The 23,699-nt window shown below is 74.3% G+C and carries 21 protein-coding genes; 14 read left to right on the plus strand and 7 right to left on the minus strand.

Annotated elements, in window-relative coordinates; genetic code table 11:
• Positions 1–107 precede the first annotated feature (107 nt).
• The 3 genes from OO57_RS07760 to OO57_RS07770 form a co-directional block, all read right to left on the minus strand.
• Positions 108–488, minus strand: coding sequence for a VOC family protein (locus tag OO57_RS07760; protein ID WP_033251557.1), 381 nt, complete (start codon positions 486–488; stop codon positions 108–110).
• 152 nt (positions 489–640) lie between these two features.
• A complete protein-coding gene (locus OO57_RS07765; RefSeq protein ID WP_158715051.1) occupies positions 641–1,192 on the minus strand; it encodes a hypothetical protein in 552 nt (183 codons plus the stop codon).
• A 62-nt stretch (positions 1,193–1,254) separates the two neighbouring features.
• On the minus strand, positions 1,255–1,680 hold the full coding sequence (locus tag OO57_RS07770; RefSeq protein WP_033251559.1) for a DUF4345 domain-containing protein: 426 nt from the start codon (positions 1,678–1,680) through the stop codon (positions 1,255–1,257).
• Positions 1,681–1,814: 134 nt separating this feature from the next.
• Here OO57_RS07770 and OO57_RS07775 point away from each other — a divergent pair, with 134 nt between their 5' ends.
• On the plus strand, positions 1,815–2,438 hold the full coding sequence (locus OO57_RS07775; RefSeq protein WP_033251560.1) for a TetR/AcrR family transcriptional regulator: 624 nt from the start codon (positions 1,815–1,817) through the stop codon (positions 2,436–2,438).
• A gap of 138 nt (positions 2,439–2,576) precedes the next feature.
• Here the strand turns inward: OO57_RS07775 and OO57_RS07780 are convergent, their stop codons facing one another.
• Positions 2,577–2,876 (minus strand): hypothetical protein, encoded by a 300-nt coding sequence (locus tag OO57_RS07780; RefSeq protein ID WP_051776863.1) that lies wholly within the window; start codon positions 2,874–2,876, stop codon positions 2,577–2,579.
• A 5-nt stretch (positions 2,877–2,881) separates the two neighbouring features.
• Positions 2,882–3,205, minus strand: coding sequence for a hypothetical protein (locus tag OO57_RS07785; protein WP_033251561.1), 324 nt, complete (start codon positions 3,203–3,205; stop codon positions 2,882–2,884).
• 618 nt (positions 3,206–3,823) lie between these two features.
• On the opposite strand from OO57_RS07785, the gene OO57_RS07790 reads away from it, so the two are divergent.
• From OO57_RS07790 to OO57_RS07835, 10 genes are all read left to right on the plus strand, one after another.
• The gene (locus tag OO57_RS07790) at positions 3,824–4,651 is read left to right on the plus strand and encodes a SigB/SigF/SigG family RNA polymerase sigma factor (protein WP_033251589.1); all 828 of its coding nucleotides are present in this window, start codon (positions 3,824–3,826) and stop codon (positions 4,649–4,651) included.
• Between the two features lie 119 nt (positions 4,652–4,770).
• The gene (locus OO57_RS45225; RefSeq protein WP_081973526.1) at positions 4,771–5,277 is read left to right on the plus strand and encodes an STAS domain-containing protein; all 507 of its coding nucleotides are present in this window, start codon (positions 4,771–4,773) and stop codon (positions 5,275–5,277) included.
• Positions 5,277–5,735, plus strand: a complete 459-nt coding sequence (locus OO57_RS07800; RefSeq protein ID WP_051776865.1) for an ATP-binding protein — start codon at positions 5,277–5,279, stop codon at positions 5,733–5,735. Before OO57_RS45225 ends, OO57_RS07800 begins: the two co-directional genes overlap by 1 nt.
• 335 nt (positions 5,736–6,070) lie before the next feature.
• A complete protein-coding gene (locus OO57_RS07805) occupies positions 6,071–9,868 on the plus strand; it encodes a HAMP domain-containing protein (RefSeq protein ID WP_051776884.1) in 3,798 nt (1,265 codons plus the stop codon).
• 4 nt (positions 9,869–9,872) lie between these two features.
• Positions 9,873–12,341, plus strand: coding sequence for a SpoIIE family protein phosphatase (locus tag OO57_RS46700; protein WP_051776867.1), 2,469 nt, complete (start codon positions 9,873–9,875; stop codon positions 12,339–12,341).
• A gap of 105 nt (positions 12,342–12,446) precedes the next feature.
• Positions 12,447–12,617: a hypothetical protein gene (locus OO57_RS07815; RefSeq protein ID WP_033251563.1), complete on the plus strand. Its 171-nt coding sequence runs from the start codon at positions 12,447–12,449 to the stop codon at positions 12,615–12,617.
• 76 nt (positions 12,618–12,693) lie between these two features.
• Entirely contained in the window at positions 12,694–13,152 is a 459-nt protein-coding gene (locus OO57_RS07820) for an SRPBCC family protein (protein WP_033251564.1), read from the plus strand.
• Positions 13,153–13,277: 125 nt separating this feature from the next.
• A complete protein-coding gene (locus OO57_RS07825) occupies positions 13,278–14,138 on the plus strand; it encodes a Rieske 2Fe-2S domain-containing protein (RefSeq protein WP_051776869.1) in 861 nt (286 codons plus the stop codon).
• A 259-nt stretch (positions 14,139–14,397) separates the two neighbouring features.
• Positions 14,398–15,402, plus strand: a complete 1,005-nt coding sequence (locus OO57_RS07830) for a hypothetical protein (protein ID WP_033251565.1) — start codon at positions 14,398–14,400, stop codon at positions 15,400–15,402.
• A 90-nt stretch (positions 15,403–15,492) separates the two neighbouring features.
• Positions 15,493–17,052, plus strand: coding sequence for an MFS transporter (locus OO57_RS07835; RefSeq protein WP_234337258.1), 1,560 nt, complete (start codon positions 15,493–15,495; stop codon positions 17,050–17,052).
• 157 nt (positions 17,053–17,209) lie between these two features.
• Here OO57_RS07835 and OO57_RS07840 read toward each other — a convergent pair whose 3' ends face one another.
• The gene (locus OO57_RS07840; protein ID WP_033251566.1) at positions 17,210–18,886 is read right to left on the minus strand and encodes a glycoside hydrolase family 64 protein; all 1,677 of its coding nucleotides are present in this window, start codon (positions 18,884–18,886) and stop codon (positions 17,210–17,212) included.
• A gap of 212 nt (positions 18,887–19,098) precedes the next feature.
• Entirely contained in the window at positions 19,099–20,385 is a 1,287-nt protein-coding gene (locus OO57_RS07845) for a glycoside hydrolase family 16 protein (protein WP_033251567.1), read from the minus strand.
• A gap of 302 nt (positions 20,386–20,687) precedes the next feature.
• On the opposite strand from OO57_RS07845, the gene argB reads away from it, so the two are divergent.
• The 3 genes from argB to OO57_RS07860 all read left to right on the plus strand — a co-directional run bounded on the left by argB (position 20,688) and on the right by OO57_RS07860 (position 23,601).
• Positions 20,688–21,683, plus strand: coding sequence for an acetylglutamate kinase (argB, locus tag OO57_RS07850; RefSeq protein ID WP_063737513.1), 996 nt, complete (start codon positions 20,688–20,690; stop codon positions 21,681–21,683).
• A 233-nt stretch (positions 21,684–21,916) separates the two neighbouring features.
• On the plus strand, positions 21,917–23,284 hold the full coding sequence (locus OO57_RS07855) for a lysine N(6)-hydroxylase/L-ornithine N(5)-oxygenase family protein (protein WP_033251568.1): 1,368 nt from the start codon (positions 21,917–21,919) through the stop codon (positions 23,282–23,284).
• 32 nt (positions 23,285–23,316) lie between these two features.
• Positions 23,317–23,601 (plus strand): phosphopantetheine-binding protein, encoded by a 285-nt coding sequence (locus tag OO57_RS07860; protein WP_081973527.1) that lies wholly within the window; start codon positions 23,317–23,319, stop codon positions 23,599–23,601.
• Positions 23,602–23,699 lie beyond the last annotated feature (98 nt).

The following is a 23,699-nucleotide window of genomic DNA, read 5'->3' on the forward strand; positions in this document are numbered from 1 at the left end:
CATCGCGGCTCCGGGGAGAATTTCTCCGGAGCCGCGGCGGACGGGGCGGGGCGGGCCGGTTGGACCTCCTCCCGGACCTCCTCCCGGACCTCCTCCCGGACCTTCTCTCAGACCTCTTCGATCCGGGCCTTGAGCAGGCAGAAGACGTTGCCCTCCGGGTCGGCGAGGACGTGCCAGGACTCCTCGCCGGTCTGCCCGACGTCGGCCGGGCGCGCCCCGAGCGCGAGGAGGCGCTCCAACTCGGCGGCCTGGTCGCGGTCGGTGGCGCTGACGTCGATGTGCAGGCGCGGCAGGCCCGGGTGCGGCTCGGCCTCGGGGCTCAGGACCAGCGTCGGCTGCGCGCCGCCGAAACCCTCCCGCGGGCCGATCTCAATGCTGCCGTCCTCCTCGCGGCCGAGCACCACGAAGTCCAGCACCTCGCACCAGAACCGTGCCAGCACCTCGGGCTCGCGGCAGCCCAGGACGAGTTCGCTGATCCGACACGCCATCGGCGGAACCTGCTTCCATCGAGAGGGAATTGAGGGACGCCAGGACGATCCGCCCGGGCACCCGGCGCAGACCGTACCCGCCGGGGCGGGACGGGGCGAGGGGTTTCAAGGGAGGAGCGGGGGTGGGGGTGCCTGGCGGCTACCCCCGGCGGCTACCCCCGGATCGCGGCCAGCAGCCAGAACACCGGGACCAGCACCACCCCCAGGACGCCCGCGCCGAACAGGACCGCCAGCCAGGCGAAGACGTAGCCGTCGCCGCTGCGGGTGCGCCCCTTGCGGGCGCAGGCCAGCAGCCACAGGGCGGGCAGGCCCAGGGACGAGGCCGTCCACCCGGCGAAGGCGACGTACTCCCCGGCGGTGACCGGGGAGGGCTCGAAGGCCCGGCCGCCGACCTCCCGGACCTCCAGCCGGGTGCCGACCCGGTGCCGCTCGGCGGCCCCGCGCAGCGTCATCGGCCGCGACGGCGCCCCGACCGGGAGCGAGGGCGTGTACCGGCCCTCGCAGCTGACGTCGGTGCTCTCCACCTCCTCGTAGCAGCCGGAGGTCACGTAGCTGCCGGTCGGGCCGACGAGGCCGCTCATCGCGACCAGCCGCTCGCCGAACAGCAGCCAGGTCACGACCACCACGCCCGCCAGCCACAGCACGGCGAAGGCCCCCGCGACCCGCCAGGGGCCCGTCCGGCCCAGTAGGTCCGCTCCACGCACGCGCACGTCCCCGCCCCCCGGGTCGCCCGGGGGCGTCCGCTCCCGGGTTGCTCCAGGGCGCCCTACCCGTTGGCGGCCTCGGGGAACCGCGCCTGCGCGGCCCGTGCTTCCGTCGCCCGCGCGTCGGCGGTGGCGAGCATGAAGTAGACCGGCGGCAGGGCGAGTTCGATCGCCAGCAGGACCAGTTGGAACCAGTGCGGCCGACCGGCCGCGGCCAGCGAGAGCAGTCGGCTGAGGCCGCCCAGCAGGAGGACGCCCGCCAGGATGCGGACCGGGGCCGGGGGGATCGGGGAGCGGCGGGCCGTCCGCAGCCAGGCCAGGCCGTAACCCGCGAAGACGGCGCCGAAGAAGCGGTTGAGCGAGTCGAGGGTGGGCCCGGCGTCGGTGGCGCCGGGCACGGCGGCGTTGCCCGCCAGCATGTGGAACAGGCCGATGGCCAGGCAGGCCCAGCCCATCGTGTGGCAGAGGAAGCGCAGTGCTCGGGCCATGGCTCACCGTCCCGCTCCCCGGCCGGTCGCCCGGCGCGGACTGGTTGACACGTGTCTACTAGTGGGTCCGGCTCCAGGGTGACCGCCGCGCGGGGCGCGTGTCAAGTAGACGTGTGTCTACTAGGATCGGGGTCATGAACACCGCCCCGCGCCGCCGCCTCACCCCCGACCAGCGACGGGCCCAACTGCTTGCCGTCGGAGCCGAGTTGTTCGCCGCGCACCCCTACGAGGAGGTGCTGATGGAGGAGGTCGCCGAACGGGCCGGAGTCTCGCGGGCCCTGCTCTACCGGCACTTCCCGGGCAAGCGCGAGCTGTTCGCCGCCGTCTACCAGCAGGCCGCCGACCGACTGCTCGCCGCGACCCGCCTCGACCCGGCGGAGACGCTGGTGCAGCAGCTCGCCCAGGGCCTGGACGCGCACCTCGACTACTTCGTGGCCAACCGCCACGCCGTGCTCGCGGCGAACCGGGTGCTCGCGGGGGACCCCGTCGTGCAGACGATCATGGCGGAGGAGCTGGACGCGCTGCGCACCCGCCTGCTGGCCGTCCTCCCGCTGGCCGGCGAGGACGCCCGGGCCACGGTCTCGACCGTGCTGAAGAGCTGGCTGGTGTTCGTCCAGGTGCTGTGCGTCGACTGGCTGGCCGAACCCACCTGCAGCCGCTCGGAACTGCGCGACGTCTGCATCGGCGCGGTGCTCGGCGCCCTGCGGCCGCTGCTCGTGGTCGACCCTGCCCCCGGGTGGGACGGCCGGACGGTCTGACGGCCGGACGGTCTGACGGCCGCGCGGTTTGACGGCCGCGCGGTTTGACGGCCGGGTACTCGGGCGTTCAGGCGCGCGGGCGGTCCGACGGTCGGAGGGGGCGGGAGCCCCGGCCGTCCCGCCCCGGGGGCCCGGGGCTCAGGGGCTCGGCTGCGGGGTGGGCTCGGGGTGCGGCTCGGGCCGGAACGGCGGGCCGTGGCGGTCCGGCGGCTCGGGGAAGGGCTCCGGCGAGGGCGCCGGGTCGGGCGGAGCGGGATCCGGGCCCGGACGCGGCGGCTGCGGGTCGTGCGGGGCGGGGTCGAGCGGGTCCGGCGGATCGGTCGGCCGGGGCGGCGCGTCCGGCGGCTCGGGCGGTCGGACGTCCGGGTCGACGGGCATCGGAATGGTCATCGTGGTCGGCGGAGCGGCCGTCACGGTCATCGTGGTCGTCGCGGTCATCGGCCTCACCGTCCCAGTGCGTGCGCGAGCTGGCCCTTGTTCATCTTCGACCGGCCCTTCACGCCGCGCTGCCGCGCCTCGTTGTACAGCTGCTGGTACGTCGGGCCTCCGGCCCCCTGGTGCGAGCGCTTGCCGCCCCGGTGCCCGGAGGAGACGTCGTGCGTGGAGCTGCGGCTCGCCGTCCGGCTCTCGCCGTGCCGGGCGCGTTCCTTGTTGACGGTGCGGGCGGCGATCTCCGCGGCGCGCTTCTCGCCGACGCCGCGCTTCAGCTCGCCCTCCTTGATGTGCTCGTACTGGCGCTCCCGCTTGGGGCTCGATCCGGCGGGCATGATCGGACTCCTCTCGTCGCCGGACAGTGACCCGCCGCGCCTACCCGCCGCGGCACGAACCAACCGGGCCCGGATGGAACGCCGACCGGACGGAACGCAGATCGGGCGAATACGGATCAGGTGGATGAATACGGCGAATGTGGTTCACGGGCAACGAACGGGGTACAAAGTAGGACGCCACGTCGGGCGCGCACCGCTCGGCGCGACTGACCCCCCTCAGGGGTCACTACGTCACACCACGTGACACGTCACGGTATGTGAGCCGAGTTCGCGAGCAGGAAATCGCGAACCGCGCGCCGCGTGCCGGGAGCCGTCGCCTGAAGAAGCCGGGTTTCCACGGTTCTCCGCCCGCCCCGCCGCCGTACCGACGCCGTGCGGCCCGCCGAGTCACGGACGACCTCGTCGTCCGGCGCCCGGCGCGCCGTCACCGGCCGGGCTGTCGGGGCAGGTCCCACCGTACCCGGGAGATGACTCCCCGTGACCAGAGCCTCCACGCTGCGCGGCGCACCCGCCGCCGTTTCCACCACCCCGGAGATCACCGTCACCACCGCCGCGACCGCGACCGACCCGGTCGAGGCAGACCCGATGCACCGGCCCACCCGGCGCGAGATGCGCGCCATGGGCAAGTACGAGGCCCGCCGGCTCGGCGACGCGCTGTTCCGCAGGCTCGCCGAACTGCCGCCCGAGGACCCGGCCCACAGCTACGTCCGGGGCACCCTGATCGAGCTGAACATGCCGCTGGTGCGGTTCGTCGCCGCCCGGTTCCGGCACCGCCCGGAGGACCTGGACGACATCGTCCAGGTCGGCACCGTCGGACTGATCAAGGCCGTCGACGGCTTCGACCCGGACCGCGGCGTCGAGTTCGTGACGTACGCGATCCCCACCATCTCCGGCGAGATCAAACGGTTCTTCCGCGACACCTCGTGGCCGCTGCGCGTCCCGCGCAGCGTGCAGGAGCGCTACCTGGCGGCCGTGCACGCCTCCGACCGGCTCGAACAGTCCCTCGGGCGGCTGCCCGACACCACCGAGATCGCCGAGGAGCTCCACGTCACCGAGGAACAGGCCGCCGAAGGCCTGGAGGCCGGACGGCTGTGCCGCTGCGACTCGCTCGACTCGCTGCGCGACGAGGACTCCGACGACACCGGCAGCGCCCTGATCAACCGGCTCGGCGCCTGCGACCCCGAACTGGAGGTCGCCGAACTCCGGGTGATGGCGAAACCCTTCCTCAACCGGCTGCCCGAACGGGAACGCACCGTCCTGCTACTGCGCTTCTGGGGCGGGCTCACCCAGAGCGAGATCGCCACCGAGATCGGCGTCTCCCAGATGCACGTCTCCCGCATCCTGGCCGCCACCCTCGCCGGGCTGCGCCGACAGATCGAGGGCCGACAGGACGGCAGGGACGGCGACAGGGACGGCGAGGGCGGAGGAGCGGCGGCCGCTGATTGAGTTCCGTCCGCTCGGGTAGCCGCGGCATGCTGCCGCCCCAGGATGAAGGGACCGGGGCGGAGGGCCGGGGGAGAGGATCGGGGAGGACCCGATACCGTACGGCAGGAGGTGTTCGAGCCGTGGACGCACAACCGGGTGCAGGTCCCGGCGCTCCACTCGTCGTCGCGCTGAGGCACCCACCCGGCGGCGCGCTGGTGGTGCGGCCCGAGGGAGAACTCGACCACGACAGCGTCGGCCCGCTGCGCGAGACCCTGGAACGGGCCGTCACCGACCCGCCCGCCCGGCTGGTGGTGGACTGCGGCGGCCTCGAGTTCTGCGACTCCACCGGCCTCAACCTGCTGCTGCGCGCACACGCCGCCGCCCTGCACGCCGGCCTCCCGCTGCTGCTGGCCGCGCCCGGGGCGGTGGTCGCCCGGATGCTGGCGATCACCGGCGCGGACGAGGTGCTGGACGTCCGCCCCACCGTCGAGGACGCGCTCGCGGCACCGGCGACCGGGACGGCGTCCGGGACGGCGTCCGGGGCGGCGTCCCGGGTGGCGTCCGGGGCGGGCGGTGGGGCGAGCGCGGACCGCCCGGTGCCCGGTGCGGTGACCGGCCCGCTGGACGACTCGATCGGGGCGCCGTGATGGCCGCCCGCCCGGCGCACCCCGACCGCCCGCTCAGGACCGGTACGGACCGGCGCAGCCTGCCGCTGACCGCCGTACCCGGCGCGGTCGCCCGCGGACGCGAGTTCACCCGCCGCGCGCTGCGGGCCTGGGGCTGGCTGCCCGCACCGGACACCGAGGTCCGGGCCACCGCCGAGGACGTGCTGCTGATGACCAGCGAACTGGTCACCAACGCCTGCCAGCACGCCGTCGGCCCCTACCTCCTCGAACTGACCCGGTACGGACCGCTGCTGCGGGTCGCCGTCAGTGACGCCGACGACCGCCTGCCGGTGCTGCGCCCGCTGCGGGTGCCCGCCCGGCCCGGCGGGTACGGGCTGCGGGTGGTCGACCGGCTGGCCACCGCCTGGGGCAGCGAACCGCTGGCGGGCGGCGGCAAGACGGTGTGGCTGGAGGTCGTCCGGCCTCCGGCGGAACCCTGAACGCGGAAGTGTCACAGTGGAAGCAGGGAGCGGTCCCGCCCGCCGGGGCCGTGCCGCGTTCTCGGAGCCGAGGTGATGGTCGCGTGGACAGCACACCTGACCCCGGACGGCCGCACCGGCCGCCGTCGCACCAGCCGCCGTCGCACCGGCAGCCGCCGCCGGACAAGGGCGGGAGCCAGGAGCACGCGCGGGCGGACGACCTCAACGGGATCCCGCCCGCCGCACCGGCCGAGCCCGTTGCGCCCGCCGAGCCCGTTGCGCCCGCCGAGCCCGCTGCACCCGCCGCGTCCCCTGGGCCCGCCGCGCTCGTCGCCTCCGGCGCCGACGGCGTCGCGCTGCGCCGCCTGCTGGCGGGGCTGACCGCCGTCCGGGACGGCGACCTCACGCTGCGGCTGCCGGACGCGCCGGGGGTGCTGGGGGAGATCTCGGGCGTGTACAACGACATGGCGGAGCGGCTGGCCCGGTTGAACGCCGAGGTGACGCGGGTGGCCCGCGAGGTCGGCACCGAGGGCATGCTCGGCGGCCAGGCGGAGGTGCCGCAGGCGCACGGGGCGTGGCGGGAGCTGGCCGACTCGGTGAACGCGATGGCGGGCAACCTGACCTCGCAGGTCCGCAACATCGCGCAGGTGACCACGGCGGTGGCCCGGGGCGACCTGACCCGGAAGATCGACGTGGACGCCCGGGGCGAGATCCTGGAGCTGAAGAACACCGTCAACACGATGGTGGAGCAGCTGAGTTCGTTCGCCGCCGAGGTCACCCGGGTCGCCCGCGAGGTCGGCACCGAGGGCATCCTCGGCGGCCAGGCCGACGTCCGGGGCGTGTCCGGCACCTGGCGCGACCTCACCGACAGCGTCAACTTCATGGCGGGCAACCTGACCGCGCAGGTCCGCTCGATCGCCCAGGTCGCCACCGCGGTGGCCCGCGGCGACCTGACCCGGAAGACCGACGTGGTGGCGCGGGGCGAGATCCTGGAGCTGAAGAGCACCGTCAACACGATGGTGGAGCAGCTGAGTTCGTTCGCGGGCGAGGTCACCCGGGTCGCCCGCGAGGTCGGCACCGAGGGCATCCTCGGCGGGCAGGCCGACGTCCGGGGCGTCTCCGGCACCTGGCGCGACCTGACCGACAACGTCAACGTGATGGCGTCCAACCTGACCGGCCAGGTCCGCTCGATCGCCCAGGTCGCCACCGCGGTGGCCCGCGGTGACCTGTCGCAGCGGGTCACCGTCGAGGCGGAGGGTGAAGTCGCCGCGCTGGCCGGGGCGTTGAACATCATGGTGGACACCCTGTCGGCGTTCGCCGCCGAGGTGACCCGGGTCGCCCGCGAGGTCGGCACGGACGGCACGCTCGGCGGCCAGGCCCGGGTGCCGAACGTCGCGGGCACCTGGAAGGACCTCACCGACAGCGTCAACTTCATGGCGCACAACCTCACTTCGCAGGTCCGCAACATCGCGCAGGTGACCACGGCGGTGGCCCGGGGCGACCTGACCCGGAAGATCGACGTGGACGCCCGGGGCGAGATCCTGGAACTGAAGAACACCGTCAACACGATGGTGGAGCAGCTGAGTTCGTTCGCCGCCGAGGTCACCCGCGTCGCCCGCGAGGTCGGCACCGAGGGCCGCCTGGGCGGCCAGGCCGAGGTCGAGGGCGTCTCCGGCACCTGGAAGCGGCTGACCGAGAACGTCAACGAGCTCGCCGGGAACCTCACCCGGCAGGTCCGGGCGATCGCCGAGGTCACCAGCGCCGTCACCGCGGGCGACCTGACCCGCTCGGTCACCGTCGACGCCTCCGGCGAGGTCGCCGACCTCAAGGACAACGTCAACGTGATGGTGGAGTCGCTGCGCGAGACCACCCGCGCCAACCGCGAACAGGACTGGCTGAAGACCCACCTGGCCCGGCTCACCGCCCTCATCCAGGGGCGTCGCGAACCGGCCGCGGTGGCCGAACTGCTGATGGACGAACTGTGCCCGCTGCTCGACGCCCAGTACGGCACCTGCTACCTCGCCGAGGGCACCGACGACGGCACCGTCCTGGCCCGCGCCGCCGCCTACGGCCACCACCACGCCGACACCCCGCGCCGCTTCGGCCTCGGCGAGTCGCTGATCGGCCAGGCCGGACGCAGCCGCCGGGCCATCGCGATCAGCGAACTCCCGCCCGAGTACGCCGAGATCGGCTCCGGCCTCGGCTCGGCCACCCCCCGCGAACTGCTCATCCAGCCGATCGCCATGGAGGACAAGCTGCTCGGCGTGGTCGAGGTCGCCACCCTGCACCACTTCACCGACCTGCACCGGGACTTCCTGGAACGCCTGGCCCAGGACATCGGCACCACCCTCGCCACCCTGCTGGCCAACGCCCGGACCGACGAACTGCTCCGCGAGTCCCGCCGACTCACCTCCGAACTCCGGGCCCGCTCCGAGCAGTTGGTCGACGGCCAGGAGGAACTGCGGCGCTCCAACGCCGAACTCGGCGAGAAGGCCGAACTGCTCGCCGCCCAGAACCGCGACATCGAGGCGAAGAACCTGCAGATCGAGCAGGCTCGCCGCGAACTCGAAGAACGCGCCCGGCAGTTGACCAGGACGTCGATGTACAAGTCGGAGTTCCTGGCCAACATGAGCCACGAACTGCGCACCCCGCTGAACAGCCTGCTGATCCTGGCCCAGTTGCTCGCCCAGAACAGCGAGGGCAACCTCACCGGCAAACAGGTCGAGTACGCCGAGGTGATCCGCTCCGCCGGATCCGACCTGCTGCAACTGATCAACGACATCCTGGACCTGTCGAAGGTCGAAGCGGGCAAACTCGACGTCACCGTCGAGCCGTTCGAGCTGCGCGAACTCCTCGACTACGTCGACACCACCTTCCGCCCGCTCGCCGCCGAGAAGGGCCTCGACTTCCGGATCGCCACCGCGCCCGGCGCCCCCGAGCAACTCCACACCGACCAGGGCAGGCTGCGGCAGATCCTGCGCAACCTGCTCTCCAACGCGGTGAAGTTCACCGACCGGGGATTCATCGAACTCGCCGTCGAACCCGCCCGCCCCGGCGAACTCCCCACCGAGCGGCGCGAACTGGCGGCCGTCGCGTTCCGCGTCCAGGACTCCGGGATCGGCATCGGCGCCGACCACCTGGAATCCATCTTCGGCGCCTTCCAGCAGGCCGACGGCACCACCAGCCGCAAGTACGGCGGCACCGGCCTCGGGCTCTCCATCAGCCGCGAACTCGCCCGCCTGCTCGGCGGCGTGGTCAGCGCCGAATCCGTACCGGGGGAAGGGAGTTGCTTCACGCTACTGCTGCCCGCCGCGTACGCCGAACCGGAGGACGAGCCCCGGGGAGCGGCGGAGGAGGAGACGGAACCGGGCGGGGAGCGCCGCATCCTGGTGGTCGAACCCGATCCGCCCGGCCTGCTCACCCTGCTCACCCGCAGCGGCGTCACCGGCCGCGACCCCGCCACCACCGTCGACAGTGCGGGCGACCCCGACAGCGCCCTCGCCGCCCTCGGCCGCGCCCCCCACGACCTGATCGTCCTCGACCTCGGACTGCCCGCGGACGGCGCCCGCACCCTGCTCGCCGCCCTCGAACGGCGCGCCGACCCCGTCCCCGTCCTCGGCCACACCGGCGGCGCCGAGCCGTCCCTCCCCGCCGCCGAGCGCCTGGAGGTCACCACCGGCCTGGACGAACTGCGCGAACGCATCGCCAAGGCCTCCACCGCCCCGCCGGGCGCCCCGCACGAAGCACCTGGCGCCGTCGCGCCCGCCCGGGCCGGGCGGCTCTCCGGACGCACCGTGCTGGTCATCGACGACGACCCGCGCAACGTCTACGCCCTCAGCACCGCCCTCGAACTCGAGGGCGCCACCGCCCTGCACGCCGCCAACGGCCGCACCGGCCTCGCCCTGCTGCGCGCCCACCCCGAGACCGACCTGGTGCTGATGGACCTGATGATGCCCGAACTCGACGGCTACGCCGCCACCGCCGCCATCCGCGAGAGCACCGACCGGGCCACCGTCCCGATCGTCGCCGTCACCGCCAAAGCCATGCCGGACGACCGCGCCCGCAGCCTCGCCGCCGGGGCCGACGACCACCTCACCAAACCCGTCGACGCCGCCGAGTTGATCGCCACCGTGCAACGCTGGGTGGAGAGTTGACCGCATGAACCAGCCGAACCCGGCCCCCGCGCCGAACCCGCCGCCACCGGAGCCGACCGCGCCCGAGCCGTCCGTCCGCGAGCCGTCCGTCCGCGAGTCGACCGCGCCCGAGCCGTCCGTCCGCGAGTCGACCGGGCCCGAGCCGTCGGGGCCCGAGCCGCGTCCGAGCGTCCGCCACCTGCTCGCGCTGCGGCTGCGCGACGCCCAGGAGGAGGTCACGGAACTGCGCGCCGCCCTCGCCGCCCGCCCGCTCACCGCACTGGCCACCGGCGTCCTCGCCGAGCGGCTGGGCTGCGGACCGGCCGAGGCCGGGGCCCAACTGCTCGCGCTCGCCGAACGCGCCCGCCTCGGCCCGCAGGAACTCGCCGCCGACATCCTCACCACCCTGCCCGCCGCCACCACCGGCACCACCACCGGCCCCGGTCCCGCCCCGCCCGCCCCGCCGGCCGCCCCGCCCGGGCGGCCGCCGCCCGTCGTCGAGGCCGCGCTCACCCAGGCCGCCGACACGCTCGGAGCCACCGCCGCAGTGCTCTGGACCGTCCAGCCCGGCGGTGCCCTGCACCCCGCCGCGGCACCCGGTTTCACCGAGACCGAACGGACCGCCTGGCGGCACGTCCCGCCCGGCCTGCCCACCCCCGCCCAGCAGGCCCTGGCGAGCGGCTCCGCGCTCGGCCCCACCGGCCCGGTCACCGCCACCCTCGGCGCCGACCGCGCCCCCTACCGCCTCGCCGTCCCGCTGCACCGCGCCGACGGCCCCGCCGCCGTGCTCGAACTCGCCTGGGGCACCCGCCCGTCCGACCCCACCCCCGCCGAACGGCGCCGCCTGCGCGCCGCCGCCGAGGTCTGCGCCCTCGCCCTGACCGACCGCCCCGACCCCGACACCGCCGAAGGCCCCGGCCCCGACACCGCCGCCCTCGACGCCGCCCTCGCCCCCGCCCTGCTGCTCGCCCCCGAACCCGCCACCGGCACGCCCGCCGACTTCCGCATCCGTCGCGTCAACGCCGCCTTCACCGACCTCGCCGACCGCCCCCCGCACCGCGTCGAGGGCCGCACCCTCACCACCGCCTACCCGCAGGCCTGCGCCGACGGCCTGCTCGACCTGCTGCTGCGGGTGCACGCCACCGGCCGCCCGCACCACGCCGACAGCCTCGCCCTGACCTTCCTCAGCGGCCAGACCCCCGTCCCCGTCCTGCTGGAGTTCGCCGCCGCCCGCCTCACCAGCCCGCCCGGCCACCTCCTGGTCAGCTGGCAGCCCACCAGCGCCGACGACCGCACCGACCGACTGCTGCGCGCCGCCCAGCGCCTCAGCCACCTCTCCGGGTTCGAGGAGGACCTGCGCACCGGCGAGATCCACTGGACGCCGCGCACCGCCGACCTGCTCGGCCTGCCCGCCGACACCGCACCCATCCCGCTCGCCGCCCTGCCCGCACACGTCCACCCCGACGACGAGCAGGCCGTCCGGCGGGTCGTCAACTCGGCGGTGGACAACGGGCGTTCCGACGCCACCGTGTTCCGGATGCGGCACCTCAGCAGCTACACCCACTACGTCCGCCTGGTCGCCGAACCCGTCCCCGACCCGACCGGACGCACCGCCGCCGTCCGCGGCGCCTTCCAGGACGTCTCCGCCCAGCACTGGACCGAGACCGCCCTCGCCGCCACCACCGAGAGCCTCGCCTCCACCCGGCAGGAGGCCGCCGAGCGCCACCTGCTCGCCCTGCGCCTGCAACAGGCCATCCTGCCGCCCGCCCCGCCCCCGCTGGAGAGCGCCGGACTGCGCGCCGCCGTCCGCTACCGCCCCTCCTCGCAACGCGACCGGGTCGGCGGCGACTGGTACGACACCACCCTGCTGCCCGACCGCACCGCCCTGCTGGTCGTCGGCGATATGGCCGGACACGGCGTCGAAGCCGCCACCGGCATGGTCGCCCTGCGCAACGCGCTGCGCGGCCTCGCCTACACCGGCGCCGGACCCGGCCGCCTGCTCGGCTGGCTCAACCAGGCCACCGCCGACCTCACCGGCGCCGCCACCGCCACCGCGATCTGCGCCCGCTACCACCCCGACACCCGCACCCTGCACTGGGCCCGGGCCGGCCACCTCCCGCCCCTCCTGCTGCGCGACGGCACCGCCCGCCCGCTCCCGCTCCCGCACGGCATCCTGCTCGGCGCCGCCGACGACCCCGACTACCAGGAGCACCAACTCGCGATGCGCCCCGGCGACGTCCTGCTGCTCTACACCGACGGCCTGGTCGAACGCCGCGACCAGGCCGTCGAGGAACCGCTCGACCACCTCGCCCGCGCCCTCGCCGAACCCGCCGCCGACCTCGAATCCCTGCTCGACCGCGCCCTGGCCGCCAGCACCGCCGACACCGACGACGACACCTGCCTGATCGCCGTCGAAGTCCTCGCCCCCGAGCCGGACGCCCCCGAGCCGGACGCCCCCGAGCCCGACGCCCCCGAACCGGGCGAAAACGTTTGAGCCGGGGCGAACCGGTCAGACGCCCGGCAGACCCGCAGCGGGTCGGCGGCCGTCGTCCGTTCCCCCCATCGGCGGTCGCCCGTGGACCGAGGAGGTGTGACTGCCGTGCTCGCGATGCTGTTGGTACTCCTGCTGATCGTCATCCTGTTCGGCGCGGGATTCGCCGTGAAAGTACTGTGGTGGATCGCACTCGCCGTGCTGGTCCTGTGGCTGATCGGCTTCATCGCCCGGGGCGCCGGGACGGGAGGCCGCCGTGCCCGCTGGTACCGATGGTGACCCGTCCGGCCACCGCACGCAGCCAACGCAACCAACACAGCCAACGTAGCCACTGAACGAAGACGGAGGAGAACGCATGAGCATGGTCCAGCAGACCATCGAGGTGGACGTCCCCCTGCACACCGCGTACGACCAGTGGACGCAGTTCGAGGACTTCCCCCGCTTCATGGACGGCGTCGAGCAGGTCGTGCAGATCGACGAGCGCCACAACCACTGGCGCACCAAGATCGCCGGGGTGACCCGGGAGTTCGACACCGAGATCGTCGACCAGCTGCCCGACCAGAAGATCGCCTGGCGGACGGTCGGCGGCGACGTCCAGCAGATGGGCGTGGTCAGCTTCGCCCGGCTGGACGACGCGCGCTGCGAGGTCCGCCTGGCGATGGACTACGACCCCCAGGGCATGGTCGAGCACGCCGCCGACACCATGGGCATGATCGACCGCCGGGTCCGCGGGGACCTGGACCGCTTCAAGTCCTTCATCGAGGACCGCGGCGTGGAGAGCGGCGGCTGGCGCGGACGGATCACCCCTTCCTGACATCCCGCCACCCCGCCCACCGCACCACCGCGCCGCCCCGCACCGTTCAGCGGGGCGGCGCGGTGGTGCGCGCGGCAGTTCCTCGGACGGGGTTTGCCGTCCGCCGGGGCGGACAACCGCGGGGCATGGATGCGTACCACGCTGTCGCCGACCGGATGGACGCCCCCGCGAACTGGGCGTTCCTCGACCCGGCGGCGGAACGGATCGCCGGTCTCGTCCAGAAGCTGCCGCTCGGCCCGGCCCGGGACGCGCTGCACGGGGTGTGGCTCGGACACCCGCTGCACCCGGCACTGGCCCAACTGCCGGTGGGCTGCTGGACGGCCGCCACCCTGCTGGAGGCCACCGGCGGGGACGGCCGGGCCGTGCGACGACTCACCGCCGCCGGGCTGGCCGTCCTGCCGCCGGTGCTGGCGGCGGGCTGGGTCGACTGGTCCCGCCTGCCGCCCACCCACCGCCGCACCGGACTGGTGCACGCCGCCGGAGCCGTCACCGCCGCCCTCCTGCACGCCGCCTCGCTGCGCGCCCGCTGCAACGGGCACCCCGGGCGCGGACGGCTGCTCGGCCTGGCCGGCACCGGCACCGTCGGCCTGGTCGCCGCACTCGGCGGCCACCTCGCGTACCACCAGGCCGCGGGTGCCGCCCACGCCGAGGCCGAACCCCGGCTCGCCCCATCCGACTGGCACTCCCTCGGAGCGACCGCCGACATCCCCGTGGACACCCCCGTCCGCCGCCGACTCGGGGACGTCGCCGTCGTGGTGGTCCGCACCGCCGGCGACCGGTGGACGGTGCTCGCCGACCGCTGCACCCACATGGCGGCCTCCCTCGCCGGGGGCGAGGTCGTCGACGGCTGCCTGGAGTGCCCCCTGCACCACTCCCGTTTCCGGCTCTCCGACGGCCGCCCGGCCCGCGGCCCCGCCACCGCCGCCCAACCGCGCTTCGAGACCCGCGTCCTGGCCGACCACCTGGAGGCCCGCCCCCGCCCGTGACGGCCGGGGAGGCCGGGGAGGCCGTGAAGGCCGTGGAGGCCCGTCGTGAAGCGGCCCCCCGCGGGGCCGGTCGGCGCCCAAGTGGTCGGGCCCGGTCGGGAAGCGGCGGCGAGCGGTCGGGAAGGGCCAGTCCCGGTGTTCCCGGCGCCCCGCGGGGGCGGCGGCCAGTACGCTCGGCGTCCCGGTCGGTGGCGGGGCGGCGGGGCCGGTCCCCGCGCGCCCCCGGCCGGGCGGACGCCGAGACGTACCGGGAGACGCCGTGGACCGTCGCAGTTTCGTGGGGTTCGGCGCGGCCTCACTGGCCGCACTCGCCGTACCGGGCGGGGCCACCGAACCCGGACGGCTGGCAGCACTGCTCGGCGGGACGCGGGTGGACGAGGAGTTCGTCACCTGGCTGGAACGCGGCGGCCACGGACTGGCCGCCCTGCCCACCGAGCAACGCGCCCGCGCCCACCGCCGCGTGGAAGCCCAACTCGCCACCGTACGCGCCCTGATCACCGGTGGCCGCTACGACGAACGCACCGGACGACGCCTGCACCGCCTCGCCGCCGCCCTCGCCACCACCTGCGGCTGGCACCGCTTCGACCAGGGCCGCCACCCCGCCGCCAGCCGCCTGTGGGAACTCGCCCTGCAGTCCGCCCACGCCGCGGGCGACCGCGACCGGTGCGCCGGGGTCCTCGCCGACACCGCCTACCAGTCCACCTGGCTCGGCCACCCCCGCGCCGCCGCCGACCGCCTCGACTACGCGCTCACCGGCACCCGCCACCCCACCGCCCGCGCCCTGCTGCTGCTCCGCCGGGCCCGCGCCCACGCCGCCCTCGGCGACCCCGCCGCCTGCCGCCACGATCTGGCCGCCGCCGAACTGTCCCTGACCGCCACCGCCACCGCCCCCGGCCCGGCCCCCGCCTGGTGCGGCTGGATGGGCCCCGCCGACCTCGCCGTCGACTCCGGCCGCTGCCTGCTCGACCTCGGCCGCCCCGCCGCCGCCCGTGCCCGGATCGCCGAGGGACTCGCCCAACTCCCGCCCGCCCGCGCCAAGACCCGCGGCGTCTTCCTCGCCTACCAGGCCCGCACCCACCTGCGCACCGGCGAGGTCGAACAGGCCCTCGCCGCCACCGCCGAGTCCCTCGACCTGGCCACCCGGATCGACGCCCCGCGCTGCGCCGCCCTGGCCCGCGGCCTGGCCCCCGCCTTCACCCGGCACCGCCGCCTGGCCGGCGTACCGGAGCTGCTCGAACGCCTCCGCGCCCCCGGCGCAGCCTGAACCGGGGGGTGTGTCCGGGCCCCGGCGGGGCAGACGCGCCCCCGGCGCGCCCGGACGGCCCGGGCGTGCGGCCGAACGACGGAGGTCGTGATGTCCGCACCGCAACACCGCACCGCCGGGGCCGGAGGCGACCCGGACCGCTCGGACCGCTCGGACCGCTCGGACCGCTCGGGCAGCCCGGGCCGCCCGGGCGACCCGGCGGTCATCGAGACCGACGTCCCCGCGCGGCTCGACCGGCTGCCCTGGTCGCCCTGGCACTGGCGGATCCTGATCGGCCTGGGCACCGTCTGGATCCTGGACGGCCTGGAAGTCACCATCGTCGGCAACCTCGCCGCCCGCCTCGCCGAACCCGGCAGCGGCATCGCGATCAGCACCGCCCAGGTCACCACCGTCGCCGCCGCGATCTACGTGGCGGGCGCCTGCTGCGGCGCCCTGTTCTTCGGCTGGCTGACCGACCGGCTGGGCCGCAAGAAGCTGTTCATGCTGACCCTCGCCGTCTACCTCCTCGCGACCGGCGTCACCGCGCTGTCCTGGACGCCCTGGTTCTTCTTCGTCTGCCGGTTCTTCACCGGCTTCGGCATCGGCGGCGAGTACGCGGCCATCAACTCGGCGATCGACGAACTGATCCCGGCCCGGGTCCGCGGCCGGGTCGACCTGATCGTCAACGGCAGCTTCTGGATCGGCGCGGCGCTCGGCGCGTTCGCCTCCATCGCGCTGCTGAACACCTCGCTGTTCGCCACCGACGTCGGCTGGCGGCTGGCCTTCGGCATCGGCGTGGTCCTCGGCCTGGTCATCCTGCTGGTGCGCCGGCACGTCCCCGAGAGCCCGCGCTGGCTGTTCACGCACGGCAAGGGCGAGGAGGCGGAGGCGATCGTCCGCGACGCCGAGGCGATCGTCGAACGCGAGAGCGGCAAGCCCCTGCCGCCGGTCGACGAACCGCCGATCGCGATCCGCGAACGCGGCCCGATCGGCTTCGTCACCATCGCCCGCACCCTGGTCTCCACCTACCCGCGCCGCACGATCCTGGGCCTGTCGCTGTTCATCGGACAGTCCTTCCTCTACAACTCGATCACCTTCGGGTACGCGGTGATCCTCACCCAGTTCTTCGACGTCCCCGCGGGCGACACCGGCTACTACTTCGCGGTGATCGCGGTCGGCAACTTCCTCGGCCCGGTGCTGCTCGGCCACTTCTTCGACTCGGTCGGCCGCAAACCGATGATCGCGGGCAGCTACATCGGCTCCGGCGTCCTGCTGTTCGGCACCGCCTGGCTGTTCCAGCACGGCTCGCTGAGCGCCGTCGGGATGACGGCCTGCTGGACGGCCGTGCTGTTCTTCGCCTCCGCCGGGGCGAGCGCCGCCTACCTGACCGTCAGCGAGATCTTCCCGCTGGAGACCCGCGCCCTGTGCATCGCCTTCTTCTACGCGGTCGGCACGGCGGCGGGCGGCATCTCCGGCCCGCTGCTCTTCAACGGCCTGGTCAGCAGCGGCGAGGTCGGCGATGCCACCCTCGCGTTCTGCATCGGCGCGGCCCTGATGACGGCCGCGGGCCTGGTCGAGGCCTTCCTCGGCGTCCGGGCCGAGCGCCGCAGCCTGGAATCGCTGGCCGCCCCGCTCAGCCAGGTCGAACGGGCCGGTGCGACGCCGTCCTGACGGTGCCGTCCTGACGGTGCCGTTCTGACGGTGCGGTCTCGACGGTGCGGTCCTGACGGTGCGGTCCTGACGGTGCCGCCCTGCCCTCGGTGGAACGGGGGCGCCCCGGATGGGGGGCGGGGCGCCCCGCGTGCCGCCTGACGTAACCGGCGGTGCGTCAGGAGAACGTGAACCAGTTGAGGTTGACGAAATCGGCGGGCTGGCCGCTGCTGAAGGTCAGGTACACGTCCCGGACGCCGGTGATCCGGCTCAGGTCGGCCGGGACGGTCCGCCAGGTCTGCCAGCCGCCGGTGTTGCCCACGGCGAAGCTGCCGACGGGGGTGGCGGTGGGGCTCCCCAGGCGGACCTGGACCAGGCCGCTGACCCCGGCGGCCGCGCCGGACGCCACCCGGGCGTCGATCCGGGTCGCGCCGGTGGTGCCGAAGTCCAGGGTGTAGCGCAGCCAGTCGCCGTTGGCCAGCCAGCCGACGTCCGTACCGCCGCCGGTGTCGGAGCACGCCTCGGTCTGCGCACCCGACTGTGCGGCGTACGACTCCGCCTGCACGGTGGCGAACGCGCTGCCGCCGCCGGTGGGGGGCGGGGTGGTGCTGCCGCCGTCGCCGCCGCTGCCCGCCAGGCCGCCGACGGTGATCACCCAGCGGGTGGGTGCGCCGGACTGCACCTTGCCCTCGAAGTCGACGCCCGCCGGGTGGACGTCGTCGTACGGGAAGGCGTAGCCGAGGCCGTCGGGCGTGGTGGAGTGCAGGATCCGGGCGTAGTGGTTGGTGCGGGCCTGGGTGTAGAAGGTCGCCGGGTTCTCGCCGGTGGGCTGGTTGGGGTTGCTGAGCAGCGTGGTGCGGTTGAACGCGGCGGCCAGGCGGGCGCTCAGGTTGCCCATCAGGTCGTTGCCGGTGGTGAACGGCGCGTCGCTGCAGGAGAAGATCGCGAGCGTGGACGGCTTGGCGAACGACCCGGCGCCGGGGAAGTTGAGCGTGCTGCCGCTGACCCGGCCGGTGAACGCGCCCCAGGTGTACTGGGTGTCGATCCGGAGGTCGGTGCTCGCGTACTTGCTCCACACCTGGTCGACGTAGGGCTCGAAGTAGCCGCTGAACAGGGCGCCGTTGCCGCGGATCGCCAGGTTGGGCGCCAGCACCCGCAGGTCGGCGCCGGAACGGTTGACCACCAGCTTGCTCCAGTCCGAACCGTCGACGCCCGACTGGGCGCGCAGCGCGGACGCGACCCTGGCCAGGCCGTCGGACGGCAGGCCGCGCACGGTCTGGGTGGCGCCGCCGGAGACCTCCAACTGGAAGGCGATCGGCAGGCAGACCATGTCGACGAAGGTGATGTTGCCGAACAACTGGTCGTTGTTGAAGGTGAATTCGCAGAAGTCGTGCCGGACGCCGATGTTCGGGTCGGTCGGGTTGACCACCGAGGGCAGGGCCAGCCCGCCGCCGCGGTTCATCAGGAAGGTCAGCTTGGCGCCGACCGAGAAGTAGATCCGCCCGCTGTCCAGGTGCGGCAGCGTCACCCGGCGCGGCGCCGCCCCGGAGGCGTTCAGCGCGATCGCGCAGTCCACGCCCAGCGGCGTCTGGTCGTTGGCCGGGTTCGGCGGGTGGTACAGGCTGGAACCGTCCGCCTGCAGGAAGGCCCACCCGCCACCGGCCGCCGGGTCGCGGCCGACCACGTAGGCGTAGACGGTGTTGCTGCCGGTGGTGTTGGCGAGGTCGAGCGGCAGGGTCGCGGGCGTCTGCGCCTGGGCCTGGCCGCCGACCGCCAGGTAGCTCGCGGGCAGGGCGAGCGCGGCGGCGGTCAGCAGGGTGCGGCGGGAGAGCTTCGCCGCGTGACGGGGCGTCATGGCGTGGGGGAGTCCTCTCGGGTGCGGGGTGGCGCGGTGCGGGGGGTGGTGCGGGGTGGTGCGGGGGCGCGGCCGACCGGTGGTAGGTGCCGAGGGACGGTCGGCCGCGCCGGGGAGGGGCCGGGTGGGGGCGGCCCGTGGTCGGCGGTGCGGCGATCGGTGTCGCGGCACCGGTGACGTGGCACCGGTGACGCGCCGTCACTGACGTGCCGTCAGCCGAATATCCACTTCTGCGCGCCGGTGCCGTTGCAGGTCCACAGCTGGAGCCTCGTCCCGTCGGCCGCCGAGCCGTTCGGGGAGTCCAGGCACTTGCCGGAGCCGGGGTTCAGGAGGTCGTTGCCGGAGCGGTGCGTCCACTGCTGGGCGCTGGTGCCGTTGCAGGTGTAGAGCTGGATGACCGCGCCGTCGTTGTGGGAGGCGGCGGCGACGTCCAGGCACTTGCCGAGGGCGCGGACGGTGCCGTCGGTGCCGACCGTCCACTGCTGGGCCGCGCTGCCGGTGCAGTTGTGCAGCTGGATGGGGGTGCTGTCGGCGCTGGAGCCGCCCGCCACGTCCATGCACATGCCGCCGGGGCCGGTGATCCGTCCGGTGTAGGTGCCGGTGCTGCCGCCCCAGGTGCTGGTGTGGACGTAGTCGACGGTCATGGTCTGCGGGTAGGTGGAGGAGCCGTCGGGGTTGCCGGGCCAGTCGCCGCCGACCGCGAGGTTGAGGATCAGGAAGAACGGGTGGTCGAACACCCAGCGGTTGCCGCCCAGGTCGGCAGGGGTGCGGGTCTGGTAGGCGGTGCCGTCCACGGACCAGGTGATGGCGGTGGGGCTCCAGTCGACCGCGAAGGTGTGGAAGGCGTCGGCGAAGGACTGCCCGGCGGGCAGGCTGTACGGTGCGCCGATGCCGGCCGCGCCGGAGTAGCCGGGGCCGTGGATGGTGCCGTGGACGGTGCCGGGCTCGCGGCCGATGTTCTCCATGATGTCGAGCTCGCCGCTGTTGGGCCAGCCCACGGTGGAGAGGTCGTTGCCGAGCATCCAGAACGCGGGCCAGATGCCCTGCCCGCGCGGGATCTTGATCCGGGACTCGAAGTGCCCGTACGCCTGGGTGAAGGTGCGGGAGGTGTTCAGCCGGGCGGAGGTGTACTGGCAGGTGCCGTACCAGCAGGACAGTCCGGCGTCGGTGTTGCGCTTGGCGGTGATGACCAGGTGGCCCTGGCCGTCCAGCGCGGCGTTCGCGGCGCCCGCCGTGTAGTACTGCAGCTCGTGGTTGCCGTTGCCCGAACCGCCGGTCTCCAGCGTCCACTTGGCGGGGTCGACGGCCGATCCGGCCGGTCCGTCGAAGTCGTCGCCCCAGGTGGCGGCGGCCACCGGTGCGGCGGCCAGCGGGGTGAGGGCGTCGGGGGCGGTGCCGGTGGGGGTGGAGCCGAACGGTGCGGCGGCCAGCAGGGCGGTGGCGAGGAGGAGCCCGAATCCGCCGAGGGGCCAACGGCGCGTGCGTGGGGCAGCAGCCATGGTGGAATCCTTTGTCTGAGAGCGCTCTCTGCGGCGGGGCGCCTCCGCCGGTTGGCCTGAATCGTACGGACGGGATATCGGCATGGCAATGTCAAAGAACGGTGGATTTCTCGGACCTTTGACCGCAACTCCCCTTCAGATCTTGAAAGCTGAGGCCGGATTGACGGCCGGAGTCTCGTGAGAGCGCTCTCTCCGTGCGTGGCGCACCCCGCCGGGGGCGTACTGGGCGGCATCCCGAGCGGCATGTAAGGTAACCCTTGCCTAACTGACCGGGGCGGCGAGGCGAGGGTGGGAGGCACGTGATGGCCGGACTGGGCGCGGAACCGTCGGACACGGGCCCCGACCTGCTGTCCTGCCTGGCCGGCCTGCGGGCCTTCCGGGGCGCCACGGTGGTGCTGAAGTTCGGCGGGAACGCCATGGTGGACCGGGAGTTGAAGGAGTCCTTCGCCCGCTCCGCGGTGCTGCTGCGGTACGCCGGGCTGCGCCCGGTGGTGGTCCACGGCGGCGGTCCGCAGATCGACGCCCACCTGGGTCGGCTCGGCGTGAGCGCACCGTTCGCGGGCGGGCTGCGGGTGACCACGCCCGAAGTGGTGGACGAGGTCCGGATGGTGCTGGCCGGCCGGGTGCAGCGCGAACTCGTCGGCCTGATCAACGCGCACGGCCCGTTCGCGGTCGGCCTCACCGGCGAGGACGCCGGGACCCTGGCCGCCGTCAAGCGCTGGGGCCGCGCGGACGGCCGACCGGTCGACCTCGGCCTGGTCGGCGAGGTCGCCGAGGTGCGCACCGGACTGCTGGCCTCGCTGCTCTCGGACGGCCGGATCCCGGTGGTGTCCTCGATCGCCCCCGCCGCCGACCGCTCGGACGGCGCCGTCTACAACGTGAACGCCGACACGGCCGCCGCCGCGGTGGCCGGTGCGCTCGGCGCGCGAGCCCTGCTGATGCTCACCGACGTGCCCGGCCTGTACCGGAGTTGGCCCCCGCAGGGCGGCCCGATCGAGGAGTTGGCGGCCGAGGAGCTCGCCCGGATGCTGCCCGACCTGGCGGGCGGCATGGTGCCCAAGATGGCGGCCTGCCTGGCCGCGCTGCGCGCCGGGGTCGGCGAGGTGCGGGTGCTGGACGGGCGGGTGCCCGACGCGGTGCTGCGGGCGTTCGGCCCGGCTGCGCCCGGGACCAGGGTGGTGCGCGATCCGGTGGTGGGCGTGGGCGTGGGCGTGGGCGTGGGCGCGGAGTCGGGTGCGGAGCTGCTTGTGGACCCGGGTACGGGCGCGGAGCCGGTTGCGGTGCTCGCCGCCCGGTAGTGCGCCCGGGGCGTTGTGCCGCGGTCGGGGTGCCGCGGTCGGGGTGCCCGGGTGGGGCGCCCGGGTGGGGCGGCCCGACCGGTCGGGGTGAGCAAAGTCGCTGGCCACGGTGCGGGCTGAACTTGACTCAGCCACCCACGATAAGAGAAGTTAGGTAAGCCTTACCAAAGTAAAAGGGGGTGCGGGTCCACCCGTCCCCGTCGTGTCGGTACCGGGGAGAGGGAAGGACGCGCATGTCGCTGGAGAACGAGGCGGTCCGCACGGACGGGGACGTCGACGACCTGGTCGGCATAGGCTTCGGCCCCGCCAACCTCGCCCTCGCGATCGCGGTCGACGACCACAACCGGGCCGCCGCCGAACCCCCGCTCCGGGTCAACTTCCTGGAACGCCAAGAGGGTTTCGGCTGGCATCGCGGCATGCTGCTGGACGGCGCGACCATGCAGGTGTCCTTCCTCAAGGACCTGGTCACCCAGCGCGACCCGCGCAGCCGCTTCACCTTCCTGGCCTACCTCCAGGAGCGCGGCCGCCTCGCCGACTTCATCAACCTGAAGACCTTCTACCCGACCCGGCTGGAGTTCCACGACTACTTCGAGTGGTGCGCCGCCGAGTTCGCCGACCGGGTCGGCTACGCCCGCACCGTCACCGGCATCTGCCCGGTCACCGGCCCCGACGGCCGCACCGGGCAGGTCGAGGTGGTCTCCGAAGCGCTCGGCGGCGGCGCCCGCCAGGTCCGCCGGGCCCGCAACATCGCGATCGGCACCGGCCTCACCCCCCGCCTCCCCGAAGGCGTCCGCCCCGGCGCACACCTCTGGCACACCCGCGATCTGCTGCTGCGCGCACCGGAGTTGGCGCAACGCCCGCTCCGGCACCGGCGGATCGCCGTGGTCGGTGCCGGCCAGTCCGCCGCCGAAACCGTCGAGTACCTGCACCGCACCTTCCCCGAGGCGGAGATCTGCGCCGTCCTCACCCGGTACGGCTACAGCCCCGCCGACGACAGCCCGTTCGCGAACCGGATCTTCGACCCGTCCGCCGTGGACGAGTTCTACGCCGCGCCCGAGACCGCCAAGCGGACCCTGCTGGCCCAGCACGCCAACACCAACTACTCCGTCGTGGACGGCGAGTTGATCGAGGCGCTGTACCGCACCGCCTACCAGGAGAAGGTCGCCGGACGCGAACGCCTGCGGATCCTGAACGCCACCCGGCTCACCGGCGCCGAGGAGAGCGCCGACGGGGCCCGGGCGCACGTCCGTTCGCTGACCACCGGACGCGAACAGGTGCTGGAGTGCGACGCGGTGGTGCTCGCCACCGGCTACACCCACGTCGACCCGCGCGCACTGCTCGGCGAGCAGCTCGCCGCCGCCTGCCGCACCGACGAACAGGGCCGCCTGCGGGTCGACCGCGACCACCGGCTCCTCACCGACGACCACCTCGACGTCGGCATCTACCTGCAGGGCGGCACCGAGCACACCCACGGCATCACCTCCTCGCTGCTGTCCACGCTGGCCGTGCGCTCCGGTGAGATCCGCGACTCGATGCTGCTGCGCCGGGCCGGTCGCGACCTGCGGGCCCGCGGCGCCGTCGCCGCGGCGGGCATCGGCTGACCAGTCGTCAACTCCCGAACGGAACACCTGACATGACCTCACCTGCCGGACCCGCCGGACCCGCCCCCGCCGACTCCTCCTCGGCCGGGTTCGACCCCGACACGCTGCGCGCCGAGATCGCCGAACTGCTCGGCGAGGACCCCGAGGACATCCGCGACGAGGACGACCTGCGCGACCTCGGACTCGACTCGATGCGGGTGATGCACCTGGTCGAGACCTGGCGCGCCCGCGGTGCCCGGGTCGAGTTCGCCGACCTCGCCGACCTCGGCACCGCGCCCACCCTGCTCGCCTGGTCCGCGTACCTGACCCGCGCCTGACCGGCGTTCGGCCCGCGCCTGACCGGCGTTCGGCCCGCGCGTGACCGGTACTCGGCCCGGAGCTGCCGGTGCTCGACCCGCGCCCGGACTTCCCCCTC

The sequence above is a fragment of the Kitasatospora phosalacinea genome (genome assembly GCF_000717185.1).
Taxonomy (GTDB): Bacteria; Actinomycetota; Actinomycetes; order Streptomycetales; family Streptomycetaceae; genus Kitasatospora; species Kitasatospora phosalacinea_A.